We start from the raw sequence: 26,965 nt of genomic DNA, 5'->3' as shown, positions 1-26,965 counted from the left end.
CCGATGGGTAGCCCTTGTTGTGACTGAACGCTCATTGCTCGACGGCCACTGACAGACGATCTCTAACAGACAATCGCGTGGCAATAATCAGTCGCTACGCTTGTCTTCGGTGTTGGTCTCGAAGTCGCTCGCCGAGTGGCGTTCGATCAGCTGCTCCTGCGGCTCTCCCCAGAAACGATTGACCATGCGACCCCGCTTGACCGCCGGGCGTTCGGCAATCGACCTGGCCCAGCGCTGCACGTGCGTGTAGTCCTGCACGGAGAGGAACTCGGCAGCGTCATAGAGCTTGCCTTCGACAAGTGCGCCATACCAGGCATAGATGGCGATATCCGCGATGCTGTATTCGTCACCGGCGATATAGACGTTGTCGGCCAGCTGACGATCCAGCACGTCCAGTTGACGCTTGGTCTCCATCGCGAAGCGGTTGATCGGGTACTCGAGCTTTTCCGGGGCGTAGGCATAGAAGTGGCCAAAACCACCGCCCAGGTACGGCGCAGAGCCCATCTGCCAGAACAGCCAGTTCATGACTTCGACACGCTTGGCGGGGTCCTTGGGGATCAAGGCGCCGAACTTCTCGGCCAGATGCAGCAGGATGGAGCCGGATTCGAACACGCGAATCGGCGTCTCGCCGCTTCTGTCCATCAGCGCTGGGATCTTGGAATTGGGATTGATCGCTACGAAATCACTGCCGAACTGATCGCCCTCGCCGATACGGATCGGCCAGGCATCGTATTCGGCGCCGCTATGCCCGAGCGCCAGCAGCTCCTCGAACATGATGGTGACCTTCACGCCGTTGGGTGTCGCCATGGAGTAGAGCTGGAAGGGATGCCCGCCGACCGGCAGCTCCTTGTCATGCGTCGGGCCCGCGATCGGCCGATTGGTACTGGCGAACTTGCCGCCACTCTCGCTTTCCCATGTCCAGACCTTGGGCGGCTGATAACTGTCGCTCATACCCTTGACTCCTTGGCATCCTGTTGAAGCTTCAAGACTGAAACTTCAAGACTTCGGTGGCATCAGACACGTCGGCGTGGCGCCGCTCTGACTCGAAAGACAAGTTATGAAAGTCAGGGGCTTGTGACACAAGGGGGTGAAATGACAAGATTTTGTTGCTAGTATGCCACCAGTTTTTGGGGAGTAGCCCGCTCTCGTCACCCAACGAGAGTCTCGGATGTCAACATAGTCGGCAGGCATTGCCGTGGCACCGAGGACCCACCTATCCGATCATGCCCGTGATCAGTCAGGACGAGGTTCGGCGAGACCAATGACAGTCAGACGCTTCCGGCCGGTGGTGTCTTTCTGTTATTGACTCGCAACCGGCCTGGAACATCCTGACTCATGCCTCTGCTACCGACATTTCTGCTCGCCTTCTCCATGTCCTGCGACGCCTTTGCTGCCGCCCTGTGCAAGGGAGCCGCCATACGCCGTCCCTCTCTGAAAGACGCCCTGCGCATCGGCCTCATCTTCGGGGTCATCGAAGCCATCACGCCCGTGATCGGCTGGCTGATCGGTCGCTCACTGGCCGTCCATGTCGAACAGTGGGACCACTGGATCGCCTTCGCCCTGCTGCTGCTGCTCGGCCTGCACATGATTCATGAGGGGCTCTCCAAGGACGAGGAAGACGAGGACTGCACCACGCCGCAGTCGTTGCCCCGCCTGATGCTGACCGGCCTGTCCACCAGTATCGATGCCATGGCCGTGGGTGCCGGGCTTGCCTTTGCGGGCGTGAACATCGTCACCACTGCGCTGGCGATCGGGACCGCCACCTTCGTGATGGCCACCGCCGGCGTGATGCTGGGCGGTGTGCTGGGCAAGATGGTCGGCAAGCGCGCGGAAATCATCGGTGGCCTGGTGCTGATCGGCATCGGCACGACCATTCTGCTGGATCACACCGGCTACCTGGGTTGATCCTCTGCTGAAAAGCACCCCGAACGGCCCCGTGGTGGCCCCTGGCGATGTACGCACCCTCGCGTTGCGCCAAGGGCCCCCTTGAAAACCCTGACAATGGCGTCATTCAAGGGGGACACATGGCGTATTCTGTGGCTGGTCATTCAAGGCGCTTGATATCCAGGCACGTGATATCGATGACACGTGATATCCCAGACACGTGGTATCAAAGACACGTGATATCCGCCGCCTGATCAGCGATGACATGAAAGCCAACGCCGTGATCTTCCAAAGGGAGCCAAATTGCATGTATACACGCAAGCTTCATCCAGGCAGTGAATTCCCGGCCATCCAGGTCAAACGCAGCGACGGTGAGGCACTGACCCTCGGCAAGCCCCAGGGCGAGCATGACTGGCAGCTGGTCGTGGTCTATCGCGGCAAGCATTGCCCGATCTGCACCAAGTTTCTCAACAAGCTGGAGAGCTATCGCGAGCGCTTCAGCGCCCAGGGCGTCGATCTGGTCGCCGTGTCTGCCGATGATGAGCAGCAGCTCACGCAGCATCGCGAGTCGCTGGAGGTCAACTTCCCGCTCGCGTATGGGCTGACCCTCGAACAGATGCAATCGCTGGGACTATTCATCTCGACGCCGCGCAGCGAAAAGGAAACCGATCACGACTTCCCGGAGCCTGCCTTCTTCATCGTCAATGGCGAAGGCAAGATCCAGATTCAGGAAATCGCCAACGCGCCCTTCGTGCGCCCTGATCTGGATACCCTCATCGGGGGCATCGAGTTCATCCGCAAGCCGGATAATGACTACCCGATTCGCGGCACCCGCGATTACGACTGAATCCTTCAGGGTTCATGTCGCCACACAGACGCCCCGTAGCCTCGTGCTGCGGGGCGTCTGTGTGTCTGGGCCTATTGCTTGACACCTGGCCTTCACCTCGCCCGCTTTGCGCTTTTGGCCTCTTTTCATGACGCCGCTGATAAGCGCTGAAAACAGGCCACGAAAAAAACCATGAAAAAAATCTGATCCCGTGACATCCAGACGAGAAAGGCCAGCGTTATAAACAGTGCAAGGGAGACAACGACACACCTGCAACCGCTAGCTGAACCTTATCTGTCTACGGAGTCGTCAAGATGAAAACAATCGCCTGTATCTCTGGTATTTTCGCTGCCCTCGCATTGAGCCCGCTGGCTCAAGCCATGGAGGTTCCCGAGAGCGTCACGGTGCCAAAAGGCAATGAAGTCGCCATGGAAACCGTCGGTGTCGGCAAGATCAAATGGGCCTGCGAAGCCAAGGACGATGGCACCATGGGCTGGGTCTTCAAGGGTCCGGATGCCGCGCTGAATGATGCCGATGGCAAGCAGGTCGGCAAATACTATGGTCCGCCCGCCACCTGGGAATCCATGGATGGCTCCAAGATCACCGGTACACAGCTGGCGGTAGAGCCCAACGGCAAGGGCAATATTCCGCTGCAGCTGGTCGAGTCCAACCCGGCCGAAGGTGAAGGGCACATGCAGGGCGTCACCTATGTTCAGCGCCTCAATACCCAGGGCGGTGCCGCACCTGACATGGCCTGCGATGAAGCCCACAAGGACAAGGTCGAAATCGTGATGTACCAGGCCGATTATCTGTTCTACAAGGCCATGTAATCTCAAGCCTTGAATAGAATGGATTCACCACTCGATGTCGTGTAACAAAGCGCATTGACACAGGGAAGGTGAGATCATGAAAAGCCCCGACATGCACAGGCATGTCGGGGCTTTGTCGTCATCAATCCCTGCGGGGAAATGATGATTCAGCGTGGAGCTCAATCAGCAACGCGCAGGCGATAACAGAAGTGCTAACAGAGAAGATCAGGGAGGCCATCACGAAGACAGTCAGCCCCCCCATTTCGGTGCCAAAGCCGTGAGTTTGTTTCCCCGGCCTGTGAACCGATCTCTAATCCGATAAGCTGCCGTCAGACCAGCGCCAGCATCGTATAGGGCGCTTCACAGGAGTGACGCTCATCGCGTTCATCCACGCTGCCCAGCTCATGATTGCGATCATTGTCATAGACCACGAACAGCCGTTCGCGATCCAGTACCGCAAGCCCTTCCGCCTTGTGCTCGAACTCCAGCACGCGACCATCCTCATGCGTCACCAGCGTCGGGGATTTGCCTGCATGGAAGTCGGCCAGCGACAGCACCCACAGATAGCCCCCGATCACCTCTTCACTGCCCTGCTCGGTCTCGAAGCTGGTTACCAGATAGAGGCGTGCGTGATAGGGGTCATATTCCAGGCTCGAAAGACCACACTCGTGATTCACGCCCTCATACTCGGCGGGATCAAAGGCATAGACATCGTGAAGGTCCTCGATGAACTCGATATTGTCGCTGTCGGTCATGGCATAGCGCGCCCCGATGACGCGACGCACGTACGCGAAGTCATCATGCGAGTTGCCTTGTTCGCGCACCCCGAACAGGATCAGCCCATCGCCCTTGTCACTCGGCACGACCGCCAAGCCTTCGATCTTGTAGTACGGCTGGCCAATGGCCGCTTCCAGCTTCTGACGGAATTCCAGTGAGCCCTCGACCCCGTCACGCGGGTCCGGGTCGACCACCTGCACCTTGTCCGGCTCGCCCAGCGGCCAGATCAACAGGTGGTTGTAGGCATTCAGGGCATGACTCTCGCTGTCGATGCGATCAAACCCGGTGGTCGCCAACATGTGACGGCCATCGGTGGTCAGCGCGAAGTCTTCATATTTGACCGCCTGACGGATCAGCGGCGTGGTCAGATACTCGAGCTGACTGTCATCCGGCCCTTGCGAATCCAGTGGCAAGGAAAAGACCGCCGAGCGCCCCTCGCCCGGAATCGGCTTGTCACTCGCCATCAACAGACGCTCGCCGTCATAGGCCACGGCGGAAATCTCCGCGTTCACCAGCTTGCCAGCCTCATCCTTCAAGCCGGCCGGAAAACAATGGATCGTGCCCTGTTGCGTGATACGTACCTTCGCCATGCATGGCTCCTTGAAATGAAACGTCATGACATTGGGACAGGCCATGCAGGATTGAGTTCGGGACAATGCATGCCGCCCTGTCTCAGGCAGGCCAATAACAGGGGCATACCCAGAGACTGGGACAGAAGCAGAAAAGCGTCTGCCTGGTACCACAGCGCCCCGCGAGACTCCATCAGTCAGGAGTATCGCGGGGCGCTGTATGCATCAAGCCACAAACGTCAGGACGCTGGCTTACGTACAGGCTAGCGTGTGCGGCTCACACTTCCCTGGCCGGCGCCGCCAGCACCGTCTCGTGATTGCCACCTCCAGCGGCCTGCTGTGCGTGAGTGCCCTGCTTGCGAGCGCTGCGCGCACGCCAGGTGATGGAGATGGCCAGCACCACCAGCATCGCCCAGGGGTAAGGCGTGAAGAAGGACGCCATGGCACTCGGCGCCGCGACGCCCGCCTCGGCGGCACTGGCAGCGATCACCTGCTGCCAGACGGCCACCGCGATATGCCAGGGCAGCAGGAAGAAGACCGTGCAGACGGCGCAATCCATCAGGTTGGCACTGCGCTCTGGCGCGATACCGAACTTCTCGGCCAGCTTGCGCACCAGTCCCGGCCCGACCAGCAGCAGCGCTGGTGCATTGGCAGACAATGGAATGGAGGCCGCCACTGTCACGGCGACAATGCCGGTCTCGGCACCGGTGCGTGTCTTGATGAGACTCTCGTTGGCCTTGTCGAGCAGACGACGCATCAGACCGGCATCCAGAATCACCTGTGTCAGCGCCAGTACCATCAGGGCGAACAGCACGGCGCCGGTCACCGAGGCGATGCCATTCTCGATCAAGCCGGTGCTTTCACCGCGCTGTGCCGGCAGCGCAAAGATATCGCCCAGACTGATGGCGCCGATCGCGAGAGCGCAGAGCATGGCAACCAGATTGCCGAAGAACATCGCTTCGATGATATGGCGACGCTTGAGGGCCAAGCCGACCACCACGGCCAGAGGCAACAGCATGACCAGGCCGAGCGCATTGCCTGATGCCAGCGCAGGCACCTCGGCCAGCGCTGTCTCGCTGCCACCGGCCACCAGGAAGATCACCACGCAGATGGCAGCTGCGGACAGTGCCAGCGGCAGACGCGTGCGAATGACATCCGCGACCTGCGCCCCCTGGGTGAAGGACGACACGATGGTGGTATCCGAGACTGGCGACAGGTTGTCACCGAAGGCTGCCCCCGAGAGCAGCGCCACCGCCAGCATCGTCGGGTCCGCGCCCAGCATCACGCCGGCCGGATACAACACGGGGCCAAGGCCGATGACAGTGCCCACGCTGGTGCCCGTACCCAGCGAGAACACCATGCAGATGGCGAAGGCGAGCACCACGAAGACACCACCGGTGGCACCCATCGAGGCACCAATCCATTGCAGCCCATCGATGAGCCCACCTGCCATCATCAGCTTGCCGAAGACCCCGGCGAGCAGCCATAGGGCAATGATGGCGGTCGCGGTGTGGTTGCCCATGCCACGCAGCAGGCTCTCGCAGTAGGCCGAGCGGTCACGACACAGAAAGAGCCCGACCCCCATCGCCAGCCAGGCGCAGGCCCAGAAAGGCTGGGTGCCTGCACGCTCGAATACCGAGAGGTAGATCAGCCCCGCCACCAGCACCATCAGCGGCACCAGAGCACCCACCACACCACCCCGAAACACCAGTTCCTTCGTGTCCTGTTGCTGCATATTCCTGTCCCTCACACGCGAGTCTTGTTATTGGAGTCATCCTTGCCTGGCGGGCCTGCACATGACGGCCCAGGCCCCCACCAGACAGCCACAGGCTATGCGAGCCACTGGCGTGACGACCAATGCCAAAATCAGTGGCAAGCGATTACTTTTTCACATGACCAAGCAATCTCTCTGCCAAACATTAGAAAATCAGGTATTTCACATACTAAAGCGCTAACAAGCCAGTGATCTGTCAGGGTGCTGCCGCATCAATCAGCGTTGCTGCAAGGCAGTGTTGGTGAGAGACAGCTTTGGAGAGAGACCGTCCTGGCGAGTGGTATCAGCTGCGAAAGCTCGCTGAGCTGGGGCCTTGAGGCAGAACGCGGTTCGACACTCGCCCCTGCACAGGCTTGCAGGGGCGCATGCGGACAAGTGAAACGCCGGGAGGATGATCGTGGGTGAAGGCAGGACTGACGCCAGCGCCGCGCGCGCAAGCGTGTGATCGGCAAGTGCGCGATAAAGGGGCACGCATTGATCTTCTGCACCGATCTCCTCTGCACCGACCTTCTGCACCAATCCTCTGCACCATCTTCATGAACCGAAGAGTCAGCGCAGGAGCCCGGGCGAGTGGCAGTTCACACCATGCCGGGCGATCAGTGCAGCACATTGCGAATGAAGCGCAGCATCCCGGTGCCCGTGTTGTGGTAGCGGTAGGCCTGATCACTGGGATAGACATGGAAATCCCCGGCGTGAATGACGATTTCCTCACGTTCCAGTGTAAGGGTCAGCTCGCCTTGCGTGACCACCAGCATCTCGTGCCAGCCGGCATCATCGGGCGCGGAGTCATAGTGCTCGCCGGGGGCGAGGGTCCAGTCCCATAACTCGACTTCCTGGGTCGCCGGTTTGCTGGCCAGCAGCACGGCGCGGCTTTCGGGCGCCTGCCCGACCCACGCCACCTCATTGATGCGTGCCGAATCTTCGCTTTCCGGGGGCTGCACCAGCGCGTAGAAGAGCACCCCAAGCGCCTCGGCGAGCTTGTCGAGCGTGCCCAGGCTGACATTGACGTCGCCCTTCTCGATGTTCACCAGCATGCGGCGGCTGATCTCGGCCTGATCCGCGAGTGCCTGCTGGCTCAGCTCGGCGGCCAGACGCAGACGGCGAACATTGGCCGCGACATGGACCAGAACATCGGGTCGATCTTTACTGTTGTGCAATATAGTGCGCATCCGTACAATCCCGCTGACGATGAGGGAAGCCGACGTCCAACTGGCCTCAAGCTCCCTTCCCTTGCTACCTCAATGTCCCTGAATCATGCCGCATGTGTTCTTGACTGACCATGCCCGTCATCCACTGGATCGCTCAAGGAGACTTCAATGTCCGTTGCCGTCGCCGCCTCCTCTTCTCGTCTGTGGCCCGTCGCCATACTGCTGGTCGCCATGTGCTCGATCCAGAGCGGTGCTTCGCTGGCCACGTCCCTGTTCCCGATGATCGGCGCGGCGGGCGCGACGGCGATTCGTCTGATCATCGCCTCGATTCTGCTGCTGGCCATTCTGCGCCCGTGGCGCAAGCCGGTGACGCGCAAGGCCTGGAAGTCCATCACCATCTACGGCGTGGCGCTGGGCGTGATGAACCTGCTGTTCTACCAGGCCCTCAAGACGGTACCGCTGGGCATCGCCGTGGCACTGGAATTCACCGGCCCGCTGGCCGTGGCACTGCTGAGCTCGCGCCGCTGGATCGACCTTGGCTGGGTGGCGCTGGCGATCACCGGGCTGGTCCTGCTGCTGTTGCTGGGTGAGGACACCGCCGCGCCGATCGACCCCGTCGGTGCCGCCTTCGCCCTCGGCGCTGGCCTCTGCTGGGCGCTGTATATCCTGTTCGGCCAGAAGGCCGGCGCAGGCAATGGCACCCAGAGCGCGGCGCTGGGCATCACGATCGCGGCGGTGGTCGTCGCGCCCGTCGGGCTGATGGAGGCCGGCAGCGCCATGTTTTCCGTGGATATCCTGCCGTTGGCACTGGCCGTCGCGGTGCTCTCGACCGCGCTGCCCTACACCCTCGAGATGGTGGCCTTGCCGCGCCTGCCGACCCACACCTTCGGCACCCTGATGAGTCTGGAACCCGCCATCGGGGCACTCTCCGGCCTGTTGTTCCTCGGTCAGACGCTGGGCATCTTCCAGTGGCTCGCCATCGGTCTGGTCATCGCCGCCTCGGTGGGCACGACGCTGACCGGTCGCAGCAAGGAAGTCTTCGATGGGCCGGTGCCGGATTGAGGATGGCGCTGCCGCCCGCAGTTGAGCCGTGCAGACATACCGTTCAGGTGCCCCTTGTCAGGAAGAACGGGACGGTGAATCAAGACGCAGCGTGGGATATCGTGTCTTCCTCTATCACGCTTTTCGAGACAGGAGACCGCCAGATGACATCGCCACGTTCCGCGTCTTCCCCACCCTCCGCTGCGCGCTCCACCGCCCAGATGGTGGTGTGGTTCGGGCTGAGCTTCCTCACTGCCGCCATCGGCGCGCTGGCCTCGGTTGACGCCAAGACCTTCTATGCAAGCCTCACCCAACCGGCCTGGGCCCCGCCGGCGGGTGCCTTCGGGCCGGTGTGGACGGCGCTGTTCGTGATGATGGCGCTCGCCGCCTGGCGTGTCGCGCGCGATGGCTTGCATGCCAGCAATGGCTTCTATTGGCGCCATCGTCTGGCGCTCGGGCTGTTCGTGGTGCAGCTGGTCGTCAACGGCCTGTGGAGCTGGCTGTTCTTCGCCTGGCATCTCGGTCAGGCGGCGTTCATCGACGTGCTGGTGCTGTGGACGCTGATCGCCGTCACCCTGATCGCCTTCTGGCGTATCAGTCGCCTGGCCGGGCTGTTGATGCTGCCCTATCTGGCGTGGGTAACGCTGGCCAGTGCGCTGACCTGGTCCGTCTGGCAAGCCAATCCGGCCCTGCTGGGCGGCTGAACCATCAGCGATCGACCTGACGACCGATGAGCGGCCAGCACTCGGGCCCCGACGCCAGAACATCCCTCGCGGACACCAAACGACAACGCCCGGCCGACACTCGCATGAGTCTCGGCCGGGCGTTGTCGTATCAAGCGTCGTCTTTCTGGTGCAATTCTTGCTGGTGCGATGATGCCTTGCGGTCCTCTGGCGCCGCCGTGCGGGCCTGGTGAGCGATCAGATTTCCTGACACGCCTTCAAGCGACCTTCCTCTACTACCAGCACGCGATCCGCGACCTTGCGCAGCAGTGCCGCATCATGACTGACCAGCACCAGCGCCGTGCCCTGCTCGCGCACCATCTTCACCATGCAGGCGATCACCTCCTGCTGAACCAGCGGATCAAGACGTGAGGTCGGCTCATCGGCGAACACGAAGCGCGGCTTGATCAGCATCAGACGCAACAGCGCGAAACGCTGCAGCTCGCCACCCGAGACCTGTCCAGGCAGTCGCGAGAGCAATTCCGGCGCCAGGCTCAGTTGCTCCATCAGCTGCGGCAGCTGGCTGTCGTCGAGACGATGGCGTGCGCTGAGATCCTTCAACAGGCGCCCCAGTGTCCGGCGTGGCGGGAAGGTCGCCACGGGGTCCTGATAGAGCTTCTGATACTCCAGGCGTTCGGCATGCTGGACCACGCGTCCTGAATGCGGTGGCAACAGGCCGAGCAGCGCATCGCCCAGCGATGACTTGCCACAGCCTGAAGCGCCCTGGACGCCGATGATCTCACCGCTCTTCACACTGAGTTCCACGTCACGCAGCAATGTGGTGTCCCCGCGCGCGATGGTCAGATTCTCGGCGCGGATGATGGTCTCGCCTGCCGCCTTGCCATCACCGCTCGCACTGTCGGCTGCCGGCTTGAAGGCGGCCTCCGGCCAGGCCTGCGGCGCGGCATTCACCAGCCGTCGGGTATAGGCATGTGTCGGCGCGGCCAGCACGTCACGCGTCGCGCCCTGCTCGATCACCTGCCCCCTGCGTACCACCATCAGGCGGCCACCGATCTGGTGTGCCAGCGCCATGTCATGGGTGATGACCATCAAGCCGGCACGCGGTGTCTCGGCCAGTGACTTGAGCAGCAGCTCGCCGATCTCGCTGACGCGGGCGGCGTCCAGCCCCTTGGTCGGCTCGTCGGCGATCAACAGCGGCGCGCCGCCGGCACGGGCAGCGGCAAAGGCCACACGTTGCGCCATGCCACCGGACAGCTTGCCCGGCAACTGCTCGCTGGCCGCGGCGACACCCAGCTGCTCCAGATCGCTGCGTGCGGCCGCGTGGGAGGCCTGCGCCGAACGCCCCGCGACCAGACGATATGCCTCACCGACCTGACGAATCACCTTCATCAGCGGGTCCAGCGCCAGCCAGGGCTCCTGGGGCAATACCGCCAGGCGGCGACCCCAGAGCGGGCGACGATTCTCTGGCGTATGCAGAGGATATTGCTCACCGTCAAGCCACAGGCTGCCGGAGGCCACAAGCTCCGAGGGCAGCGTGCCCAGCAGTGCCTGAGCCAGCAGACTCTTGCCGGACCCCGTCTCACCGATCACCACCAGCGGCTCTCCCGCCTTGAGCGCAAGCGAGACAGGCTCCAGCAGCATCGTCTGCGCGCCCCGGACCCGCACGCTCACATCCTCGGCACTCAGCACCACATCATCCGCCGTTGCCCCAGGCCGCGTGTGAGAGGCAGGCGTAGTCATTGTCGCGACATTCATGGGCGCGCTCCTTCGAGGGTGTCAGCGGCGGTTGACGTTCTGGCCTTGCTGCCGGACATCAGCAACAGCCCCAGCAACAGCAGGAAGGTGACCAGCACCGGCGTCAGCAGCGCGAACGGCGCTTCACGCCAGTATGGCAACAGCTCGACCATCATCGTGCCCAGCTCCGGCGTGGGCTCCGGAATGCCGACGTGCACGAAGCCCAGCGCGGCAATCGCCATCAAGGCATTGGCCATGCCGAAGGCCATCGCCGTCATCATCACGGGCGCCATTTCCGGCCACAGGTGATGACGAAAACGGTACCAGGCCCCGAAGCCCAGCAGACGGCTGGCCTCGACGCCGGGACTCGCCAGCACGCTGCGACCGGTAGCGCGAGCCAGGCGGAAGAATTCCACCCACAACACCAGCGACAGACCCAACCACAATGCCAGCGGCGTCGACGGCAGAATGACGCTGACCATCAGCACCAGCAGCAGCCCCGGCAATGCCAGCAGGCTGTCTGCCACCAGGCTCAACAGGCGCTCGGCCCAGCCACCGCGTCCCGCGGCCAGCAGGCCCAGCGAGATACCCGAAAACGCGGCCAGAATCACCGCCCCCGCGGCAATGGAAAGCGACAGCCCAAGCGCCGCCACCAGGCGGTGATACAGGGAGCGCCCAAGGTGGTCATAGCCCAGCGGGGCGCTGGTGATCACCTCGCCGGCGTCAGAGACACCGACGGCATCCGCGCCCTGCAGCGCACGATAGAGATGCTGCTCCAGCGGGTCTCCCGGTATCACCAGATTGCCCAGCAAGGCCAACAGCACCAGACTGGCGACCATCGCGGCCCCGATCACCCGGCGCAACGGCCAGTCAAGACGGGGACGACGCACGGCTTCCACGCGCTGCGGCGCAAGCCCTTCCACCACCTGATTCATTTCACACCCCGTGGGTCCAGTTGGCGACCCAGCAGATCGACCAGCAGATTGATCAAGACAAAGCCGACGCCCAGCACCAGGGCGGTGCCCTGCACCATCGGCACATCGCGCGAGAAGATGGCGTGCACCAGCGCATGGCCGATGCCCGGCCAGCCGAAGATGCTCTCGATCACCACCACCCCTTCCACCAGGGTCACGAACTGCAGTCCCAGATAGGTCACCAGCGGCAAGGCCACATGGCGCAGGCCGTGACGCCAGAAGGTCTGGGCGTTGCTGAGGCCCTTCCAGCGCGCGAAATCATGAAAGGCCGTCTGGGTGACGGCGGCCATGGCATCACGTGCCAGGCGTGCCGATACCGCTGCCAGCCCGAGCGCCAGCGTCATCGCCGGCAGAATGAAGTGCTGCGGCTCACCGTGACCGGCGGCCGGCAGCAGGCCCATCTCCACCGAGATCAGCAGGATCAGCACCAGCGCCAGCAGGAACTGCGGCGTGGCACGCAGCAGACTGCAGACGGCCAGCAGGCTACGGTCCAGCCAGCCACCGGCACGCAGACCGGCCAGCAGCCCCAGCGGCGGGCCGATCAGCAGCGAGATGCCCAGCGCCGCGCCGGCGAGCGACAGGGAGTTGCCCAGCTGATGACGAATCTCCACCCACACCGATTCACCGGAAATCAGCGAGGTGCCAAGCTCCAGGCGCAGGATATCGCCCAGCCAGTAAAGGAAGTGCAAGCCGCCCTGTGCCTCGAGGCCCAGTTCGGCGCGTACCGAGGCCGCAGCGGCCGCATCCAGCGCATCATAGCCATAGCGGCCGGCCGCGATGCGCCAGGCGGCATCGCCGGGCAGACTCTGCATCATCAGATAGCTGGCGCCGCCAACCATCAGCACCACCATCAATAGCTGCAACAGACGTGAAGGGAGATTCATTGTGCCCACCGCAATTCTGAAAGGCCGAAACTACGCTCCCAGGGATCTACCTGAGCGCTTTGCAGTCGATTGGAGATCGCCAGGTTCTGGTAGTACCAGGCGATGGGGATCACGGGCAGCGCCCGCTGGATCACGCCGCTGGCCTGAGCGCGCGGGTCCTGCCTTGCGGGCGTGGGCCCGTAGCCCTCGCGCGCCATGCGCTCAAGCTCGGCGGTGAAGTCCGCATCGAACCAGCCCATCGCGCCCCAGTCGCCACCGGAGGCCTCGGGGGTTCCCGCGTAATCGCTCAGCACGTTGCCGATGGGGTCCGGCACCATGGCCAGATTGCGCGCGAACAGCGCCATGTCGAGACTGCCGTCGTGGTGGCCGGCCGGAATCGCCGAGAAGTTGGTGATATCCAGACGCGTCTGGATGCCGATGGCGTGGAACTGGCGCTCCAGCACCGTGGCGACCAGCGGCAGCTCCGGGCGGTCCGAGAAGGTGATCAGGCTGATCGCGAGACGCTGGCCATCCTTGTGGCGGATGCCATCCTCCGCGACCTTCCAACCTGCGGCGTCCAGCAATGCACGCGCCTTGGCGACATCCTGATGCAGCTCGGGCAGTGCGGGGTCATGCCAGCCTTCCACCATCGGCGGGAACAGCTGGCTGGCGCCACGCGGATAGCGCAGCACGACCTGAGCGATGGCGGTGCGATCGATCGCCAGACTCAATGCACGCCGTACAGCGGGGTCCTGGAAGGCCGGATGATTGGCGTTGACCTTCAACAGCATCGTGCGCGGCGTCGCGGCCGCCGCTAGAGTCACACGCGGTGACTGGGAGAGACGCTGGCGACTGGCGGGGTCCAGCCCGTAGGTGAAGTCGGCATCTCCGCTCTCGGCGATCAATGCCCTGCCCTCGGCGCGGCTCACCGCCTGATAGCGCGCCTGGCGCACCTCGGGCTGCGGGCCCCAGTAGTCCTCGAAGGCGGTGACTTCCAGGCTCAAGGGCGGCGTCATGCGCAGCATGCGATAGGGGCCAGTGCCGATGACCTGCTGGGCGGTGCCCGTCTCATCGAAGGCTGCCGGCGCGAGTATCTGCTGGCGATAATCGGCCAGATAGGCGGGCAATGCGGCGAAGGGCTCGCTGAGGGCAATCACCAGCGTCTGGGCATCTTCGGCGACGATCCGCTCGACCGGCACCGACTTCAACAGACCCGGCTTGGCACGTGCGATCTCGAGCACCTGACGCGCCACCTCGGCATCCAGCTGGCTGCCATCATGGAATTGCACGCCGGAGCGGAGCGTGAAGCGCCACTCCAGGCCGTCATCCGAGACCTCCCAATCGCTCGCCAATCCCGGCTGCAGCTCTCCCGTGGCATCCACCTCGACCAGTGTCTCGACGATCTGCATGCGCTGGAAAAGAATGCCGCTGAGCAGCGGGTCCGCCCCCTTGATGTCGAAGGGCCCCACGATCTCCAGACGCCGTGTGTCAGCCGCCGACGCTTGCGCCGCTGAGGCATCTTGCGCATGGCTGGGCTGCACCACGGCCAGGCTCAGCGCGACGCTGGCGACGGCCAGCTGCCTGCGATCGTGAAGGAAGGTTCGGTATTGCCACCGAAGCCTTGAGAGCAATTTGACCATCGATATCGCGAGTCCCGAGCAAGAGCATGGATGCCGACGCGCAACCGGCGCCGACGAACAAAAAACGCAATGTTATAGTGTAACTATTACATTTTGGCAACTCTCGACTCACCTTCTACGACTGGGCAACGCTGGACAGGCACTTGAGAGGCACTTGTGAGGTGCTTGAGAGGTGCTTGAGAGACACTTGAGAGATGCGGGACAAGTACTGGACAGGCATTCACTTGTCAGCGGCAACCCAACATCCGATGATAGATGGCAAACTACATTAGTATGCGCTAACCGACTGGTCCGCTATTCTGGACGAATGGTCATCAGTCCGCGCATCTGTGCCCCTACCCTCAACAATAAGCGACAGGATCATGGATGATCTCAGCATTACCCCTATCAGCGATTCGGCTTGCAGCAGCTATCTGAGCGCCGCGGCTCGGCGACTGTGCTGCGGCAACATGCTCGCGACCTACAAACGGCATGGCATGAGCTGGGACGAGGAGCTGTTCAGCGAGCGCTGGCGGGACAACGAGAACTACGCGATACGTATCAATGGCGAGTGGGTCGGCTTCATCAGCCTCAAGGCCCTGCCGGATATCCTGTATCTGCGCGACCTGCAACTGGTGCCACATTGGCAAGGCCGTGGTGTCGGCTCCGCCTGCCTGAACTGGTTGATCCAGCTGGCAACGCAGCAGGAGTACGGCCAGTCGCTGATGAAAGACCGAGCCTCCGAGCTCTCCCCGGGCGCTCAGCCCTGTCCGCGCGCGCTGCGCCTGAGAGTCTTCTCCGACAGCCCGGCATTGGCGCTCTACCAGCGCCACGGCTTCACCCTGGTCAATGAGCAGTGCACCCCGACGCGCAGTGGCAGCATCATGGCACTGGAAAGACCCCTCGCCTTCCAGACAGCGCCGACGCTCGCCCCGCGGGGTGATCACGCGCCCCTGCCCCTGTCGGGCAATGCCTCTCTCGACACGATCATCGACGACCTTACCGAGGAAGACGCCTTGACGATCACCGCCAAGCGCAAGCGACAGTCCCCTCCGGCCGCGCGGAATATCGCGCATCATTAGGCGATTTCCCGTGCGCGATTTCCGCCAGATACGACAATGCCCGGTCCTATGACCGGGCATTGTCGTTCAGGGCTCATTCACCATCATGGGGTGAGATTTTACTGCGCTGATGGCTGATGGGCTCCTCCTCAGCGGGCGAGGAAGTCCAGGATATAGCGCACGGTATCCTGCGGCTTTTCATCCGTCACCCAGTGACCGGCATCCTTCACCCAGATCAGCTCGGCACCCGGAATGGCGTCTGTCAGCATCGGGGCGTAATCCGGCTTCTGGAAGTTGTCCTTGTCGCCCCACAGCACCAGAGTCTTGATCTCGATATTCTTGAGCTCACCGGCGATGGCCTGGGTGTATTCCTTGTTGAGACGACGCATGTTGCGGAAGAAAGCCGCCTTGCCTTGCTCGCTGTTCCACTGGGACACATAGCGCTCGACCATTTCTTCGGTCGCGACGGCCGGATCATGCACACCACTGGGCATGAAGCCGCGCATGGTGCTGATGAATTCCTCGACGCTGGTCGCTTCCTCGACGCCCGGCTCCAGCAGCTGCTTGAACTCCGGAATCGGCCAGGAATCGAAGCATACGCTGTCGATCAGTACCTGACGGCGAACACGCTCGGGATGATTGACGGCCATCAGCTGACCGATACCCCCGCCGATATCATGCGAGACGACATCCGCGCTCGCCACACCCAGTGAATCCATCAGCTTGATGAAGATGCGTGTCTGGGCATTGATGGAAACGTCAGCATCCACCGGCATGTCCGACTCGCCATAGTTGAGCATGTCCGGGGCGATGACACGATAATGCCTGGCCAATTCCGGCATCACATCACGCCACATCAGCTTGTTGGTCGGAATGCCGTGAATCAACAACAGCGGCTGACCTTCACCCATTTCCTTGTAGGCAATGCGGTGACCTTCGATCATCGCATAACGGGTTTCCAGGGCTTCCATTGTCACGTTGTCGTGGCTCATTGCTGACCTCTTCGCTTGATGAATACTCAATCACGGCCTGGCGAAACAGTGCTATATCGCGGTGTTGCCGTGAACGTGGGACCACTTTACGGATTCCTGAGCGATCACTCAAGCACGATTTTGATTGATTGCTCAAAATACGCTTTAATGGCCCCATCAAATTCAAGGGAAACGCCCATGGCCCGTGTCATCAACCGCAGTCTGCTCGATCTTCGCCGCCTGACCATCAACCTGGTGACCTACCCGGAAGGCCACAGCGTGATGCGCCACAACGACCCGATGGGCAGCGGCAGCTACTACAAGCTCAATATCGTGCTCAAGAAGCCCCGCCAGGGCGGTGTCTTCGAGACCGATGGCAGCCTCTTTCGCCTTGCGGACCGCGTGGTGCTGTTTCGCCCCGACCTTCACGAACACAGCGTCAGCCGCATCGAGCGCGGCAAACGCGTACTGCTGAGCATCGCCTTGCACGCGCCCTGGCGCTGACCCGCAATGGGACTGCGCAAAAGAACCTGACCCAAAAGCGGATAATGAGCCAGATAGCGGGTAGCGCCTGGCGACAAAAAACGCCAGTCAGCAATCGCTGACTGGCGTTTTTTCCCACCTGAATCCAGGCCAGGAACGACGTGCTCGACAATGTGCTGCCTTGGCTATTCCATCCGGTCCAGCCCGACGCGATAACGGGCAAAGCCCATCTCGTCCTGATCCACCAACGTCATCGGGTAGACCGCCTGGGCATCAATGAACTGCTGCGCATCCGCGCCGGGGGCGGTGGTGAAGCGAATGTCCAGCGGGGTATCGGTGTCGATCGCGGCGAGCCGCCAGTTGTGATCCGCCCCGGGGTCCACCGCGCCCTGCTGCTGTGTCTGGCGCGAGATGTACTGGGCCAGAATGCTGCGATTTTCATCCGGTGACGCGAAGGCGACATGTGACTCTCCGGTGCCGGGGAAGTCCTCGCCGTAGGCGCGATAGTTGTTGGTCGCAAGCAGGAAGACATCGTCGTCCTTGACCGGCTCGCCCTGGTAGGTGAGGCCCTGGATACGGTGGGCATCGGCGTCGATCAGCGTGCAATTGCCGTCGTAACGCGCCGGCTGCGTGACATCCACCTGATAGTCGACGCCATCGATCACGTCGAAGTTGTAGCTGCGGAAACCTTCCCAGTTGATCAAGGGCTGGGGCGTGGCGAGACCCGGATCAATGCGATGGAACTGGCCGGCGCTGCACTCGAGCCATTCCCGCACTTCCCTGCCGGTGACCTTGAGCGCCACCAGCGTATTCGGATAGAGATAGAGATCGGCGGCATTGCGGAAGCTCAGCTCGCCCGCCTCCATCTCGGTGAACTGGGTCGGGTCATTGTGACGGCCGCCGACCTTGAACGGCGCAGCCGCCGAGAGAATCGGCAAGCCTTCCAGGTCCGGGTCGCCTTCGACGAAGCGTTTGACGTAATCGGCCTGGGCGCGATTGACGACCTGGATCGTCGGGTCGTCCTGCACCAGCGCCAGATAGCTCTTCATCGCCGCACTGGCGCGGCCGATGCTGCGATTGACGTACTCGCGCGTGGCGTCGTGCTCATGATCGATCAGCGCCGCCAGTTCGGCATCTTCCGCCACCTGTGCCTCGCCGCCCACCTGAATCGGGCGGGCTTCTGTCTGACCGCTCACGACCCGCCACTGGCCCGAGGCATTGCTCAGTTCGAGATCCATCACGCCCACATGGCTGCCCCAATGCCCCGGCATCATCGCCGGCACGCCATTCAGGGTGCCCCTGGCGATATCGGCCCCCGGTACCTCGGCGAATTCCTCGCTGGGGAAGACGGCATGGGCATGCCCGAAGGCAATGCCATCGATGCCCTCGACCTGCGAGAGGTAATACACCGAATTCTCGGCCATCACCCGATAAGGGTCGGTCGAGATGCCGGAGTGCGGGATGGCGATCACCACATCCGCGCCCGCCCGGCGCATCTCGGGTACCCAGCGCCTGGCGCTCTCGGTGATGTCCTCGGCCGTCAGGCGGCCCTGGAGGTGCTTGCGGTCCCAGGTCATCACCTGCGGCGGCGCGAAGCCGATATAGCCGATCTTCAATGTCTGAGCGTTGCCCTCACTGTCGGTGAAGGCATGGGGGGTGATCTGGTAGGGCGTGAAGTACGGCTCGCCTGTCGTGGCGTCCAGCAGGTTGGCGTTCACATAGGGGAACTGCGCGCCGGACAGCGCCCGTTCGAGATACTCGAGCCCGTAATTGAATTCATGATTGCCGATATTGCCGACATCGTAATCCAATTGATTCATGACCTTGTAGGCCGGGAAGACATCGCCCTCCTCGAGCCCCTCCGCCGCCATGTAATCGCCCATCGGGCTGCCCTGGATGAGGTCGCCATTGTCCAGCAGCACGCTGTTGGCCACCTCGGCACGCGCCTGCTTGATCAGACTCGCCGCGCGGACCAGACCGATGCGCACGCTGGGACGGTCCTTGTAATAGTCGTAATCCATCACGTTGGCGTGGATGTCGGTGGTCTCGATCACGCGCAGTGACAGCGTCGCGGCATTGGCTGGCTGAGCGATCATGAAGATACCTCCGAGACTGGCCAGGCCAAGGATGGCTGCCCGCAAAGGCGGCTTGCGCCGACGTCCGGGGTGCTGCGCAACACCTGGCGCGTCAGACGCCCGTTGATCTTCGCTAGCCGATGAAGCATTCGCCATCTCTCACTTCCTTGTCATGGGGGGATGTGCCAGTGCCCCTTGGGGGCAGCGCTCCATTATTCAGATGCCGACGCCTCAGGCAACTGGCGGTCCCTGCCCGCCAGCCAGCCGACACCCGCCATCAGCACACTGAGGACGGCGCAGACCATCAGTGCCAGCTGCCAATTGCCCTGCATATCGTAGAGCGCGCCGATCAGCGGCGGCCCCATGGCCGCGAGCAGATAGCCCAGCGTCTGCGCCATGCTCGACAGCGACGCCGACTGCATGGCATCGCGCGCCCGCAGCCCCATGAACGACAAGGCGAGAATGAAGCTGGCCCCGGAGCCCGCGCCCAGCAACAGCACCCACACCAGTGCCCACTTTGGCATCAGCCATAGCCCGATGAATCCCGCCAGCGACATGCAGGGCGTCGCGAAGGCGATCAGGCGTTGATCCTTCAGGCGCGGCATCAGGGGCACCAGAATCAATCCCGGCAATGCGGAGGCCAGCTGGAGCAGGCCATGCAGCGAGCCCGCCTTCTCGGCCGAGAAGCCATTGTCCGCCAGTATGCTCGGCAGCCAGCTGTTGACGGTATAGAACAGCAGCGAATTGATGCCCATGAAGAGCGTCACCTGCCAGGCCAGTGGCGAGTGCCACACGGCTGCCTGACGCACCGGACGCGCGGCACCCTTCTCGGCACCCTTCTCGGCACCCTTCTCGGCTTCCTTCGCCGCCGCCGGCAGGGAGCGACGTGACAACTGCGGCCACCACACCCCCATCGTCACCAATGGCAAAACGACCACTATGAGCATCGCGTACTGCCAGCCAGCGCTGCTGCCCTGGGCCAACGGCACCATCAGCGCCGAGGCGATGGCGGCCATGATGCCCATGGTCAGCACATAGCAGGAGGTCAGCAGCGCGACATGCTGCGCAAAGCTGCGTTTGACCAGACTGGGCAGCAGCACATTGCCCACGGCGATGCCCGCCCCGATCAGGCCGATACCCAGATAGAGCGCCAGCATGCTGCCCTGCACCCGCAGCACGATGCCCGCGGCGATCGTCACCAAGGCGAGGAAGAGACTGCGTTCAAGCCCGAGACCTCTGGCGAGGCGCGGCACCCAGGGCGAGACGACGACGAAGGCCAGCAGCGGCAGGATCATCAACAGGCCAGCCGCCGTGGCATTGAAGCCCAGCGCCGCCTGCAGGCGCTCCAGCAGTGGCGCGATACTGGTGAAGGGCGCACGCAGGTTCATGGCGATCAACAGGATACCGGCGATCAATACGGCCGGATGGCTCAGTCTCCGGACAGGAGACGAGTGGCAGAGTTCAGTCATGAGGCGCTCGCAGCGATCGTGAAATGGGGTAATGGCGGGACGACACCCAAGAGATGAGTCCGCGCACAGAGTGAGGCTAGCTTAATCCCCTCGCCCACTGCAGAATTGAGCCATCATGACATCAGATCACTGAAATCAGACAATCTGCGAGCCGCCATGTCAGTGACCACACCCGCCCTACCGTCATCGCCCGGGGTCAGCACCCGTGGCCCCGATCAGGTGCCCTTCTCCAGCAGCGTCTGCGAGCACGACCCGGACATCTACGAGATTCCGGCCAGCGCACTGCATGTCGAGACCGGCCAGCAGGTGATGGAGGTGCCGATCCACCAGCATCGCAAGGGACAGCTGGTGATCGCCCTGCATGGCGTGGTGACCAGTCGCGTACCGGAAGGTCTGTGGATGGTGCCGCCGCACAGCGGGGTCTGGATTCCCGGCAACCTGCCCCACAGCAACCACCTGACCCGTGGCGGCCGCGTCTGCCACCTGTTCATCGAGCCCGGTGCGCTCGAGATGCCAAGCCACAGCTGCACGCTGTCGATCTCGCCCCTGCTGCGTGAGCTGGTGTTGCGCCTGGCGGAGCTGCCCCAGCCGTATCCTGAACAGGGGCCGACCGCGCGGCTGGTCGGTGTGCTGCTGGAAGAGCTGGCCTGCATGCCCAGCGAACGTCTGCACCTGCCCTTGCCCGAAGACCCGCGGCTGACCCGCATCAGCGATGCCCTGATCAAGACCCCGGACGACCGACGCACCCTGGCCGAGTGGGCAGGCGAACTGGCGATGAGCGAACGCACCCTCGCCCGGCTTATCCAGCGTGACACCGGCCTGAGCTTCAGCCGCTGGCGTCAGCAACTGCACCTGGTGGTGGCGATTCGCCTGCTGGCCGAAGGCATGAGCGTGCAGCGCGTCTCGGAAGACGTCGGCTATCAGTCCGTCAACGCCTTCATCAGCATGTTCAAGAAGCTGCTCGGCACCACGCCCGCCCGCTACCTGCAGGAACGCGAGCAACGCCGCTCGGGCAGTGGCATGGGCGGCGCGTGACGGCGTCGCTTACTGAGTGGCCGCCTGTGCCACGCTGACGGCCAGCGCTTCGACGGAATCCACGATCGGCAGCCGGTCATCGAGCAGATGGCTGATAATGGAGAGCTCGGTGCAGGCCAGCACCAGCACATCGGCTTTCTGCGCCACCAGGTCAGCAGCTGCCTGACGGAAGGCTCCCCCGACGGCGTCATCACTCACCTGGCCTTTCTTGACGCTGCGGATCACCTCCAGCATCGCGTCCTCATCCTGGGGATAGGCCAGCGACAGGCCACGCGTCGCGATGAAGCCTTCGTAAAGGCCAATCTTGCGCAGTGCCGGGGAACACAGCATGCCGACACGTGCGCCCGGCCACTGCGCCGCCACCCGGTCCAGGGTGCGCTCGACGATATGCCACACCGGAATCGAGACGGCGTCCTGCGCATCCTGCCAGTAGTAGTGGGCGGTGTTGCAGGGCATGACCAGAAAATCACACCCGGACTGCTCCAGTCGCTGGGCCATTTCCGCGATGGCAGGCCCCGGAGAGACATCGCCCCCTTCCAGCAGAGCCTTGATGCGCGACGGCACCTTGGGATTGTTGTCGACCACCATGTGTACATGGTCGATGTCATCCTCGGCCGGTGTGGCCTGGATCACCTGCTGCATGAAGGCCACCGTGGCATCCGGCCCCATGCCGCCCAACACGCCCACGACGATATGTTCTGCGCCCGAGGCGTCATGCGAGCTGCTCATTGGTCGTTCTCCGACAAAACTCTCACTGAAGATCAAGGCTCGAGAGGATGGCGACGTGGCCGGCATCCTCTCGAGAAACTGTTTCATGAGGCACTGTTCACGAAGGGCTGTGTTTACGAGCCACAGCCCTCCGCTGCGCCGCTAGAAGCCCATCATGTCCGGCAGCCACATCGTCAGCTGCGGCACGAAGGCCAGCAGCAAGGCGATCAGCACCATGGTGCCGACCAGCGGCAGCGCCCGCACCGAGATCTTCTCGATGGACACATTGGCGATGCTGGAGCTGATGAACATGTTCTCGCCCAGCGGCGGGGTCGAGAAGCCGATCCCGAGACTCACCACCAGCACGATCCCGAAGTGCACCGGGTCGACGCCCAGCTCCACCATCACCGGCAGCAACACTGGCGTGACGATCATGATGGTGGCCAGAATCTCGATGAACATGCCGACGATCAGCAGGAAGGCGATCACCAGCACCCACACCAGCCACAGGCTGTCGGTGATGTTGAGGATGCCCTGGGCGATCATGGCCGGAATGTGGTGCTCCACCAGGATGCGACCGAAGGCGGTGGCGGTGAACATGATGATCAGCACGCGACCGGTCAGCCAGGTCGTGTTCTGGAAGGCTTCATTCAAGCCCAGCAGCGAGGACTCCTTGTGAATGAAGACACCGACGAACAGCGCATAGAAGATCGAGACGACGGCGGCTTCGGTCGGTGTGAAGAGGCCGCTGTAGATGCCGCCGAGGATGACCACCGGTGCCATCAGTGACCAGAAGCCTTCCTTGAGCACCTTGAAGACACGCGCCTTGTCGTACGGCTCGCCCTGGGCCTGATAGCCGTTGCGCTTGGCGGTGATGTAGTTGGCGATCATCAGGGCCGCCCCCAGCATGATGCCCGGGATGACACCCGCCATGAACAGCGCCGAGATCGACTCGTTGGCGGTCACCCCGTAGATGACCAACGGCATGCTGGGCGGAATCACGACGCCCAGTCCGCCAGCGGTGGCGGTGATCGCCGCCGGATAGCTGCGGCCGTAGCCACGTTCGATCATCGCCGGGATCACCAGCATGCCCACGGCCGCCGTGGTCGCCGGCCCCGAGCCGGAAATGGCACCGAAGAACATGCAGGCCATCACCGCCGCCGCCCCCAGGCCACCTGCGGCCGGGCCCGCCAGCTCTTCAGCGATACGAATCAGACGCCGCGCGATGCCGGCGTCGCCCATCAGGGCGCCCGCCAGAATGAAGGACGGCAGTGCCATCAGCGGGAAGGAGTTGATCGCCGAGAACGCCAGCTCCACCAGCGAGGTGATGTCATCACCACTGACGACATAGACCGCCATGGACGCCACCCCAAGGGCAACGACGATGGGTGAGCCCAGAAACAGCAGTGCACCGAACAGAGAGAACAGAATAGTCGCGGCCATGGCATCAGCCTCCCATCTTGGCGGTGCGGGTGTCATCGGCGGCATCCGGGGCCGCTTCCGTGATGCGCTTCACTTCCTCGTCGTCCACGTTGCCGGGCTCGATGCCTCTGACCAGCTTGAGGAACTGCACCTGCACTACGCGAAAGGCCATCAAGGTGAAGGCCACGGGGAAGATGTAATAGACGTAGGCGAGTGACCAGCCGAGCGCCGGTGACTCATAGGGAAACTCGGTGAGAAGCCCGATCAGATCCAGGCTCTTGTAGGCGATGATCAGGCTGAAGAGCGCCCAGATGAGGTCGACGAACAGCAGGATGGCGTTGGCCACCTTGCGCGGCAGCAGATTGATATGGGTCTGCAGCCGATTGTGGGCACTCAGGTGAGCCGCGTGCGCAGCCCCCAGGAAGACGAACCAGACGAAGGCGTAGCGTGCCAGCTCTTCCATCCATGCCATGCCGATACCGAACACGACACGCAATACCACTTGGGAAAACAGCAGGAGTACGAAGACCGCGAGCAGAAAGCGGCAGGCGTAATCCTCGATATTGTTCAATCTGGCCAACATGCGAGCCTCCTTCACGATGAACTGTGAGAGGGATACCAGCACTGTCTGGTATCCCTGCTCGATAGCATTGAACGCAGCGGGGGTCACTCAGACGTCATTCACGCTGACGCCGCGAGCGACCCCGCCCACTCGGGCTCAGTGGCCCAATGCTTTCTGCAATTCGTCGAAGGATTCCTTGCCGCCGATCTCTTCATAGAACTGCGGCCAGACTTCTTCCTTGGCAATGCTGATCCACTTGTCCTCGTCGGTCAGCTGGGCGGACTGCACCCCTTCAGCTTCCATGGCAGCACGCGCCTGAGAGGCCTCGGTCAGCTGGAATTGAAGCGCATAGAGCTGGGCTTCCAGGCCGGCGCGATCGATGATCTCGCGCTCCTCGTCAGAGAGCTTGTTGTAGGTACGCACCCCCATGACGATCGGCTGCAGGGAGTACTGGTAGTGGACCTCGGTCAGATACTTCTGCACTTCCTGGAACTTCATCGTGTAGTTGACGATGTCCGGGTTGTCCTGGCCATCGATCACGCCCTGCTGCAGACCGGTGAAGACTTCCGGCCACGACATGCTGATCGGGCTGGCGCCCCAGGCCTGATAGGTGGCGAGCATGATCTTGTTCTGCGGCACACGGATCTTCATGCCTTCAAGGTCTTCCAGCGACGTCACCGGACGCTTGGAGTTGGTCAGATAACGGAAGTTGGAATACAGCCAGCTGACGATGTGGACGCCGGCCTGTTTCTCGGCGATCTGGTTCCATTCATCCGCCAGCGGGCCGGTGGTGGCCTTGACGGCATCCGCATGGCTACGCAGTGCATAGGGCATGGTGAGCGCGCCGAGGCGCGGCGCGTAGGGCGTCAGATTGCCGACGCCGATCAGCGCGAAGTCCAGCTTGCCGATGCGCGTGTCCTGGATCATGCCGGTCTCGGAGCCCAGCTGACCGCCCGGGAACAACTCCACCTGCATCTCGCCATCGGAAAGGTCCTCGACCAGTTCCTCGAAGCGCTGTGCAAGCGCGCCCTGATCCGAATCCATCGGATCGCCCATGCCGACCTTGAAGGTCTTCGCCTGAGCGGTCGCTGACATCGCCAACATCACTGCGGTTGCCAAGAGAGCTTTATTGAACATTGTTATTACTCCACTGGTTGCGGGTCCGCATGGCCTGTCATCAGGACATGCGGATTGAAGATCATGTGGCTTTCAAAGCGTTATCGTTATGGGTTCATCCCCGTCACGTGCTGCCGCCGGGCATAGTCACGCGACGGTCGAGACAGGTCGTGCACTGTGCAGAGCGTCCAGGATCAAGTCCGCGATGACCTCACAGTCCTGCACGTCAAAGGTCAGCGGGAGACGCAGATCACACAGCGTCGCCAGCACCCGGTCGGCATTGGGCACTGCACGATGGCTGCCCAGATAGGCCCAGCTGTCGTAGCGGCTGGTGTAATCCTCCGGCAGCGGCTTGCCGTACCATTTCACCGGCAGCCCACGCGCTTCACAGCCTGTGATGAAGGCGGCGATCTGCTCGTGGGAGCACTGCGCCAGCGTGAACTGGATGGAGCTTCCGACGTAGCCTTCCAGCGGGCCACGCAGGATGGGCGTGACGCCCTCCATGGCCGCGAGCCGGTCCTGCATGCGGGCATAGAGGGCATTCCAGCGCTCACGACGCTCTGCCAGCTCCCCCAGTTGCGGGCGCAGGATGGCGGCACGCAGATTGTCCATGCGACCACTCATGTTGGGGGTCTGCAGGCGCGCCTCAGCGAAGCTCTCCGCGGCCGGCGCCGCCAGGTGGCGGTCGTACAGCATGTAAGAGCCCGACAGGATGATGGCGCGTCGCATCACCTCGTCATCGGCGGTCGCCAGCAGGCCACCCTCACCGGAATTGACGTGCTTGTAGGTCTGGGTGCTGTAGCAGCCGACCTTGCCGAAGGTGCCGCTGGGCTTGCCGTCGTAGCTCGCGCCCATGGTATGCGCGCAATCCTCGATCACCGTGATGCCGCGGCTGTCGCAGACCTGCATGATCGCGTGCATGTCGCCGATATGGCCGCGCATGTGCGAGAGCATGAAGAAGCGGGCCCCGCTCTGATCGGCCGCGCGTGCCAGATCCTCCGGATCGACCGTGGTGTCCTCGAGGATGTCCACCAGCACCGGCTCGCCACCGGCGGCGACGATGCTGCCGGGCACCGGGGACAGGGTGAAGGCGTTGCACAGCACCTTGTCACCGGCCTCGAGTCCACAGGCGCGCAGCGCCAGCTGCAGGGCATAGCCGCCGGAGGCACAGGCCAGCGCATGGGGAATGCCCAGACTCGCCGCGAATTCCTGTTCCAGCAGCGCCGTTTCGCCCTGCTCGCCTTCCGCCAGGTTGTAGCGATGCAGGCGACCACTGCGCATCACGGCAACGGCAGCCTCGATGGCGGTGTCGGAGATGGCTTCCTGCTGGGTGAATGACTTGGCAAAACGACGCATGTGGCC

24 protein-coding genes are annotated in these 26,965 nt (G+C 62.8%); 8 read left to right on the top strand and 16 right to left on the bottom strand.

The features are described 5' to 3' along the window. Positions 1 to 87 precede the first annotated feature (87 nt). The gene (yghU, locus tag LCW13_RS07960; RefSeq protein ID WP_225347989.1) at positions 88 to 951 is read right to left on the bottom strand and encodes a glutathione-dependent disulfide-bond oxidoreductase; all 864 of its coding nucleotides are present in this window, start codon (positions 949 to 951) and stop codon (positions 88 to 90) included. A gap of 384 nt (positions 952 to 1,335) precedes the next feature. On the opposite strand from yghU, the gene LCW13_RS07955 reads away from it, so the two are divergent. The 3 genes from LCW13_RS07955 (at position 1,336) to LCW13_RS07945 (ending at position 3,540) form a co-directional block, all read left to right on the top strand. Then, positions 1,336 to 1,905 (top strand): manganese efflux pump MntP, encoded by a 570-nt coding sequence (locus tag LCW13_RS07955; RefSeq protein WP_225347988.1) that lies wholly within the window; start codon positions 1,336 to 1,338, stop codon positions 1,903 to 1,905. Positions 1,906 to 2,191: 286 nt separating this feature from the next. Continuing rightward, a complete protein-coding gene (locus tag LCW13_RS07950; RefSeq protein ID WP_225347987.1) occupies positions 2,192 to 2,731 on the top strand; it encodes a redoxin domain-containing protein in 540 nt (179 codons plus the stop codon). A gap of 383 nt (positions 2,732 to 3,114) precedes the next feature. Beyond that, positions 3,115 to 3,540 carry a DUF3455 domain-containing protein gene (locus LCW13_RS07945; protein WP_225347986.1) on the top strand — a complete coding sequence of 142 codons (426 nt, stop codon included), beginning with the start codon at positions 3,115 to 3,117 and terminating at the stop codon, positions 3,538 to 3,540. 308 nt (positions 3,541 to 3,848) lie between these two features. Here LCW13_RS07945 and LCW13_RS07940 read toward each other — a convergent pair whose 3' ends face one another. The 3 genes from LCW13_RS07940 to LCW13_RS07930 form a co-directional block, all read right to left on the bottom strand. Further along, positions 3,849 to 4,886: a hypothetical protein gene (locus tag LCW13_RS07940; RefSeq protein ID WP_225347985.1), complete on the bottom strand. Its 1,038-nt coding sequence runs from the start codon at positions 4,884 to 4,886 to the stop codon at positions 3,849 to 3,851. A gap of 256 nt (positions 4,887 to 5,142) precedes the next feature. Next, entirely contained in the window at positions 5,143 to 6,600 is a 1,458-nt protein-coding gene (locus LCW13_RS07935) for a Na+/H+ antiporter NhaC family protein (RefSeq protein ID WP_225347984.1), read from the bottom strand. Positions 6,601 to 7,235: 635 nt separating this feature from the next. Beyond that, positions 7,236 to 7,808, bottom strand: a complete 573-nt coding sequence (locus LCW13_RS07930) for a helix-turn-helix domain-containing protein (RefSeq protein ID WP_215824525.1) — start codon at positions 7,806 to 7,808, stop codon at positions 7,236 to 7,238. Between the two features lie 147 nt (positions 7,809 to 7,955). On the opposite strand from LCW13_RS07930, the gene rhtA reads away from it, so the two are divergent. Together rhtA and LCW13_RS07920 are read left to right on the top strand one after the other, a co-directional pair. Then, positions 7,956 to 8,849: a threonine/homoserine exporter RhtA gene (rhtA, locus tag LCW13_RS07925; RefSeq protein WP_225347983.1), complete on the top strand. Its 894-nt coding sequence runs from the start codon at positions 7,956 to 7,958 to the stop codon at positions 8,847 to 8,849. Between the two features lie 143 nt (positions 8,850 to 8,992). Next, the gene (locus tag LCW13_RS07920; protein ID WP_225347982.1) at positions 8,993 to 9,532 is read left to right on the top strand and encodes a TspO/MBR family protein; all 540 of its coding nucleotides are present in this window, start codon (positions 8,993 to 8,995) and stop codon (positions 9,530 to 9,532) included. A gap of 216 nt (positions 9,533 to 9,748) precedes the next feature. Here LCW13_RS07920 and LCW13_RS07915 read toward each other — a convergent pair whose 3' ends face one another. The 4 genes from LCW13_RS07915 to LCW13_RS07900 are packed head-to-tail and all read right to left on the bottom strand — an operon-like array spanning position 9,749 to position 14,722. Next, positions 9,749 to 11,266, bottom strand: coding sequence for an ABC transporter ATP-binding protein (locus LCW13_RS07915; protein WP_225347981.1), 1,518 nt, complete (start codon positions 11,264 to 11,266; stop codon positions 9,749 to 9,751). Continuing rightward, the gene (locus LCW13_RS07910; RefSeq protein ID WP_197738734.1) at positions 11,263 to 12,180 is read right to left on the bottom strand and encodes an ABC transporter permease; all 918 of its coding nucleotides are present in this window, start codon (positions 12,178 to 12,180) and stop codon (positions 11,263 to 11,265) included. Before LCW13_RS07910 ends, LCW13_RS07915 begins: the two co-directional genes overlap by 4 nt. Further along, the gene (locus LCW13_RS07905; protein ID WP_054556011.1) at positions 12,177 to 13,103 is read right to left on the bottom strand and encodes an ABC transporter permease; all 927 of its coding nucleotides are present in this window, start codon (positions 13,101 to 13,103) and stop codon (positions 12,177 to 12,179) included. Before LCW13_RS07905 ends, LCW13_RS07910 begins: the two co-directional genes overlap by 4 nt. Further along, on the bottom strand, positions 13,100 to 14,722 hold the full coding sequence (locus LCW13_RS07900) for an ABC transporter substrate-binding protein (RefSeq protein ID WP_225347980.1): 1,623 nt from the start codon (positions 14,720 to 14,722) through the stop codon (positions 13,100 to 13,102). Before LCW13_RS07900 ends, LCW13_RS07905 begins: the two co-directional genes overlap by 4 nt. A gap of 362 nt (positions 14,723 to 15,084) precedes the next feature. Here LCW13_RS07900 and LCW13_RS07895 point away from each other — a divergent pair, with 362 nt between their 5' ends. Then, entirely contained in the window at positions 15,085 to 15,783 is a 699-nt protein-coding gene (locus tag LCW13_RS07895) for a GNAT family N-acetyltransferase (protein WP_192838167.1), read from the top strand. Positions 15,784 to 15,911: 128 nt separating this feature from the next. Here the strand turns inward: LCW13_RS07895 and LCW13_RS07890 are convergent, their stop codons facing one another. Continuing rightward, a complete protein-coding gene (locus LCW13_RS07890; RefSeq protein ID WP_225347979.1) occupies positions 15,912 to 16,754 on the bottom strand; it encodes an alpha/beta fold hydrolase in 843 nt (280 codons plus the stop codon). A gap of 177 nt (positions 16,755 to 16,931) precedes the next feature. Here LCW13_RS07890 and LCW13_RS07885 point away from each other — a divergent pair, with 177 nt between their 5' ends. Then, positions 16,932 to 17,237 carry a hypothetical protein gene (locus tag LCW13_RS07885; RefSeq protein ID WP_084208808.1) on the top strand — a complete coding sequence of 102 codons (306 nt, stop codon included), beginning with the start codon at positions 16,932 to 16,934 and terminating at the stop codon, positions 17,235 to 17,237. A 164-nt stretch (positions 17,238 to 17,401) separates the two neighbouring features. On the opposite strand, the gene LCW13_RS07880 is transcribed toward LCW13_RS07885, so the two are convergent. Both LCW13_RS07880 and LCW13_RS07875 read right to left on the bottom strand, forming a co-directional pair. Beyond that, entirely contained in the window at positions 17,402 to 19,312 is a 1,911-nt protein-coding gene (locus tag LCW13_RS07880) for a bifunctional 2',3'-cyclic-nucleotide 2'-phosphodiesterase/3'-nucleotidase (protein WP_225347978.1), read from the bottom strand. A gap of 191 nt (positions 19,313 to 19,503) precedes the next feature. After that, complete coding sequence (locus LCW13_RS07875) at positions 19,504 to 20,760, bottom strand: MFS transporter (protein ID WP_225347977.1); 1,257 nt, start codon at positions 20,758 to 20,760, stop codon at positions 19,504 to 19,506. A 156-nt stretch (positions 20,761 to 20,916) separates the two neighbouring features. Between LCW13_RS07875 and LCW13_RS07870 the strand changes: the two genes are divergently transcribed. Further along, complete coding sequence (locus LCW13_RS07870) at positions 20,917 to 21,795, top strand: helix-turn-helix domain-containing protein (RefSeq protein ID WP_225347976.1); 879 nt, start codon at positions 20,917 to 20,919, stop codon at positions 21,793 to 21,795. Positions 21,796 to 21,804: 9 nt separating this feature from the next. On the opposite strand, the gene cuyB is transcribed toward LCW13_RS07870, so the two are convergent. From cuyB to LCW13_RS07845, 5 genes are all read right to left on the bottom strand, one after another. Then, positions 21,805 to 22,524 (bottom strand): cysteate racemase, encoded by a 720-nt coding sequence (cuyB, locus tag LCW13_RS07865; protein WP_225347975.1) that lies wholly within the window; start codon positions 22,522 to 22,524, stop codon positions 21,805 to 21,807. A 141-nt stretch (positions 22,525 to 22,665) separates the two neighbouring features. Further along, positions 22,666 to 23,946, bottom strand: coding sequence for a TRAP transporter large permease (locus LCW13_RS07860; protein WP_043332797.1), 1,281 nt, complete (start codon positions 23,944 to 23,946; stop codon positions 22,666 to 22,668). A 4-nt stretch (positions 23,947 to 23,950) separates the two neighbouring features. Continuing rightward, positions 23,951 to 24,508, bottom strand: a complete 558-nt coding sequence (locus LCW13_RS07855) for a TRAP transporter small permease (RefSeq protein ID WP_153635640.1) — start codon at positions 24,506 to 24,508, stop codon at positions 23,951 to 23,953. 135 nt (positions 24,509 to 24,643) lie between these two features. After that, the gene (locus LCW13_RS07850; protein ID WP_213114127.1) at positions 24,644 to 25,582 is read right to left on the bottom strand and encodes a TRAP transporter substrate-binding protein; all 939 of its coding nucleotides are present in this window, start codon (positions 25,580 to 25,582) and stop codon (positions 24,644 to 24,646) included. Positions 25,583 to 25,750: 168 nt separating this feature from the next. Further along, positions 25,751 to 26,959 carry a DegT/DnrJ/EryC1/StrS family aminotransferase gene (locus LCW13_RS07845; protein ID WP_153635638.1) on the bottom strand — a complete coding sequence of 403 codons (1,209 nt, stop codon included), beginning with the start codon at positions 26,957 to 26,959 and terminating at the stop codon, positions 25,751 to 25,753. Positions 26,960 to 26,965: the final 6 nt, after the last annotated feature.

Origin of the sequence: Cobetia amphilecti (assembly GCF_020217465.1) — a bacterium.
GTDB classification, from domain to species: Bacteria; Pseudomonadota; Gammaproteobacteria; order Pseudomonadales; family Halomonadaceae; genus Cobetia; species Cobetia amphilecti.
Note: the sequence above shows the minus strand (reverse complement) of the source record. Positions and strands in the feature narration are given on the sequence as shown.

What these genes read in the sequence shown, in the direction of transcription:
- yghU (WP_225347989.1), bottom strand. Translation starts at nt 951, where the DNA reads ATGAGCGACAGTTATCAGCCGCCCAAGGTCTGGACATGGGAAAGCGAG.
- LCW13_RS07955 (WP_225347988.1), top strand. Translation starts at nt 1,336, where the DNA reads ATGCCTCTGCTACCGACATTTCTGCTCGCCTTCTCCATGTCCTGCGAC.
- LCW13_RS07950 (WP_225347987.1), top strand. Translation starts at nt 2,192, where the DNA reads ATGTATACACGCAAGCTTCATCCAGGCAGTGAATTCCCGGCCATCCAG.
- LCW13_RS07940 (WP_225347985.1), bottom strand. Translation starts at nt 4,886, where the DNA reads ATGGCGAAGGTACGTATCACGCAACAGGGCACGATCCATTGTTTTCCG.
- LCW13_RS07935 (WP_225347984.1), bottom strand. Translation starts at nt 6,600, where the DNA reads ATGCAGCAACAGGACACGAAGGAACTGGTGTTTCGGGGTGGTGTGGTG.
- LCW13_RS07930 (WP_215824525.1), bottom strand. Translation starts at nt 7,808, where the DNA reads ATGCGCACTATATTGCACAACAGTAAAGATCGACCCGATGTTCTGGTC.
- rhtA (WP_225347983.1), top strand. Translation starts at nt 7,956, where the DNA reads ATGTCCGTTGCCGTCGCCGCCTCCTCTTCTCGTCTGTGGCCCGTCGCC.
- LCW13_RS07920 (WP_225347982.1), top strand. Translation starts at nt 8,993, where the DNA reads ATGACATCGCCACGTTCCGCGTCTTCCCCACCCTCCGCTGCGCGCTCC.
- LCW13_RS07915 (WP_225347981.1), bottom strand. Translation starts at nt 11,266, where the DNA reads ATGAATGTCGCGACAATGACTACGCCTGCCTCTCACACGCGGCCTGGG.
- LCW13_RS07910 (WP_197738734.1), bottom strand. Translation starts at nt 12,180, where the DNA reads ATGAATCAGGTGGTGGAAGGGCTTGCGCCGCAGCGCGTGGAAGCCGTG.
- LCW13_RS07905 (WP_054556011.1), bottom strand. Translation starts at nt 13,103, where the DNA reads ATGAATCTCCCTTCACGTCTGTTGCAGCTATTGATGGTGGTGCTGATG.
- LCW13_RS07900 (WP_225347980.1), bottom strand. Translation starts at nt 14,722, where the DNA reads ATGGTCAAATTGCTCTCAAGGCTTCGGTGGCAATACCGAACCTTCCTT.
- LCW13_RS07895 (WP_192838167.1), top strand. Translation starts at nt 15,085, where the DNA reads ATGGATGATCTCAGCATTACCCCTATCAGCGATTCGGCTTGCAGCAGC.
- LCW13_RS07890 (WP_225347979.1), bottom strand. Translation starts at nt 16,754, where the DNA reads ATGAGCCACGACAACGTGACAATGGAAGCCCTGGAAACCCGTTATGCG.
- LCW13_RS07885 (WP_084208808.1), top strand. Translation starts at nt 16,932, where the DNA reads ATGGCCCGTGTCATCAACCGCAGTCTGCTCGATCTTCGCCGCCTGACC.
- LCW13_RS07880 (WP_225347978.1), bottom strand. Translation starts at nt 19,312, where the DNA reads ATGATCGCTCAGCCAGCCAATGCCGCGACGCTGTCACTGCGCGTGATC.
- LCW13_RS07875 (WP_225347977.1), bottom strand. Translation starts at nt 20,760, where the DNA reads ATGACTGAACTCTGCCACTCGTCTCCTGTCCGGAGACTGAGCCATCCG.
- LCW13_RS07870 (WP_225347976.1), top strand. Translation starts at nt 20,917, where the DNA reads ATGTCAGTGACCACACCCGCCCTACCGTCATCGCCCGGGGTCAGCACC.
- cuyB (WP_225347975.1), bottom strand. Translation starts at nt 22,524, where the DNA reads ATGAGCAGCTCGCATGACGCCTCGGGCGCAGAACATATCGTCGTGGGC.
- LCW13_RS07860 (WP_043332797.1), bottom strand. Translation starts at nt 23,946, where the DNA reads ATGGCCGCGACTATTCTGTTCTCTCTGTTCGGTGCACTGCTGTTTCTG.
- LCW13_RS07855 (WP_153635640.1), bottom strand. Translation starts at nt 24,508, where the DNA reads ATGTTGGCCAGATTGAACAATATCGAGGATTACGCCTGCCGCTTTCTG.
- LCW13_RS07850 (WP_213114127.1), bottom strand. Translation starts at nt 25,582, where the DNA reads ATGTCAGCGACCGCTCAGGCGAAGACCTTCAAGGTCGGCATGGGCGAT.
- LCW13_RS07845 (WP_153635638.1), bottom strand. Translation starts at nt 26,959, where the DNA reads ATGCGTCGTTTTGCCAAGTCATTCACCCAGCAGGAAGCCATCTCCGAC.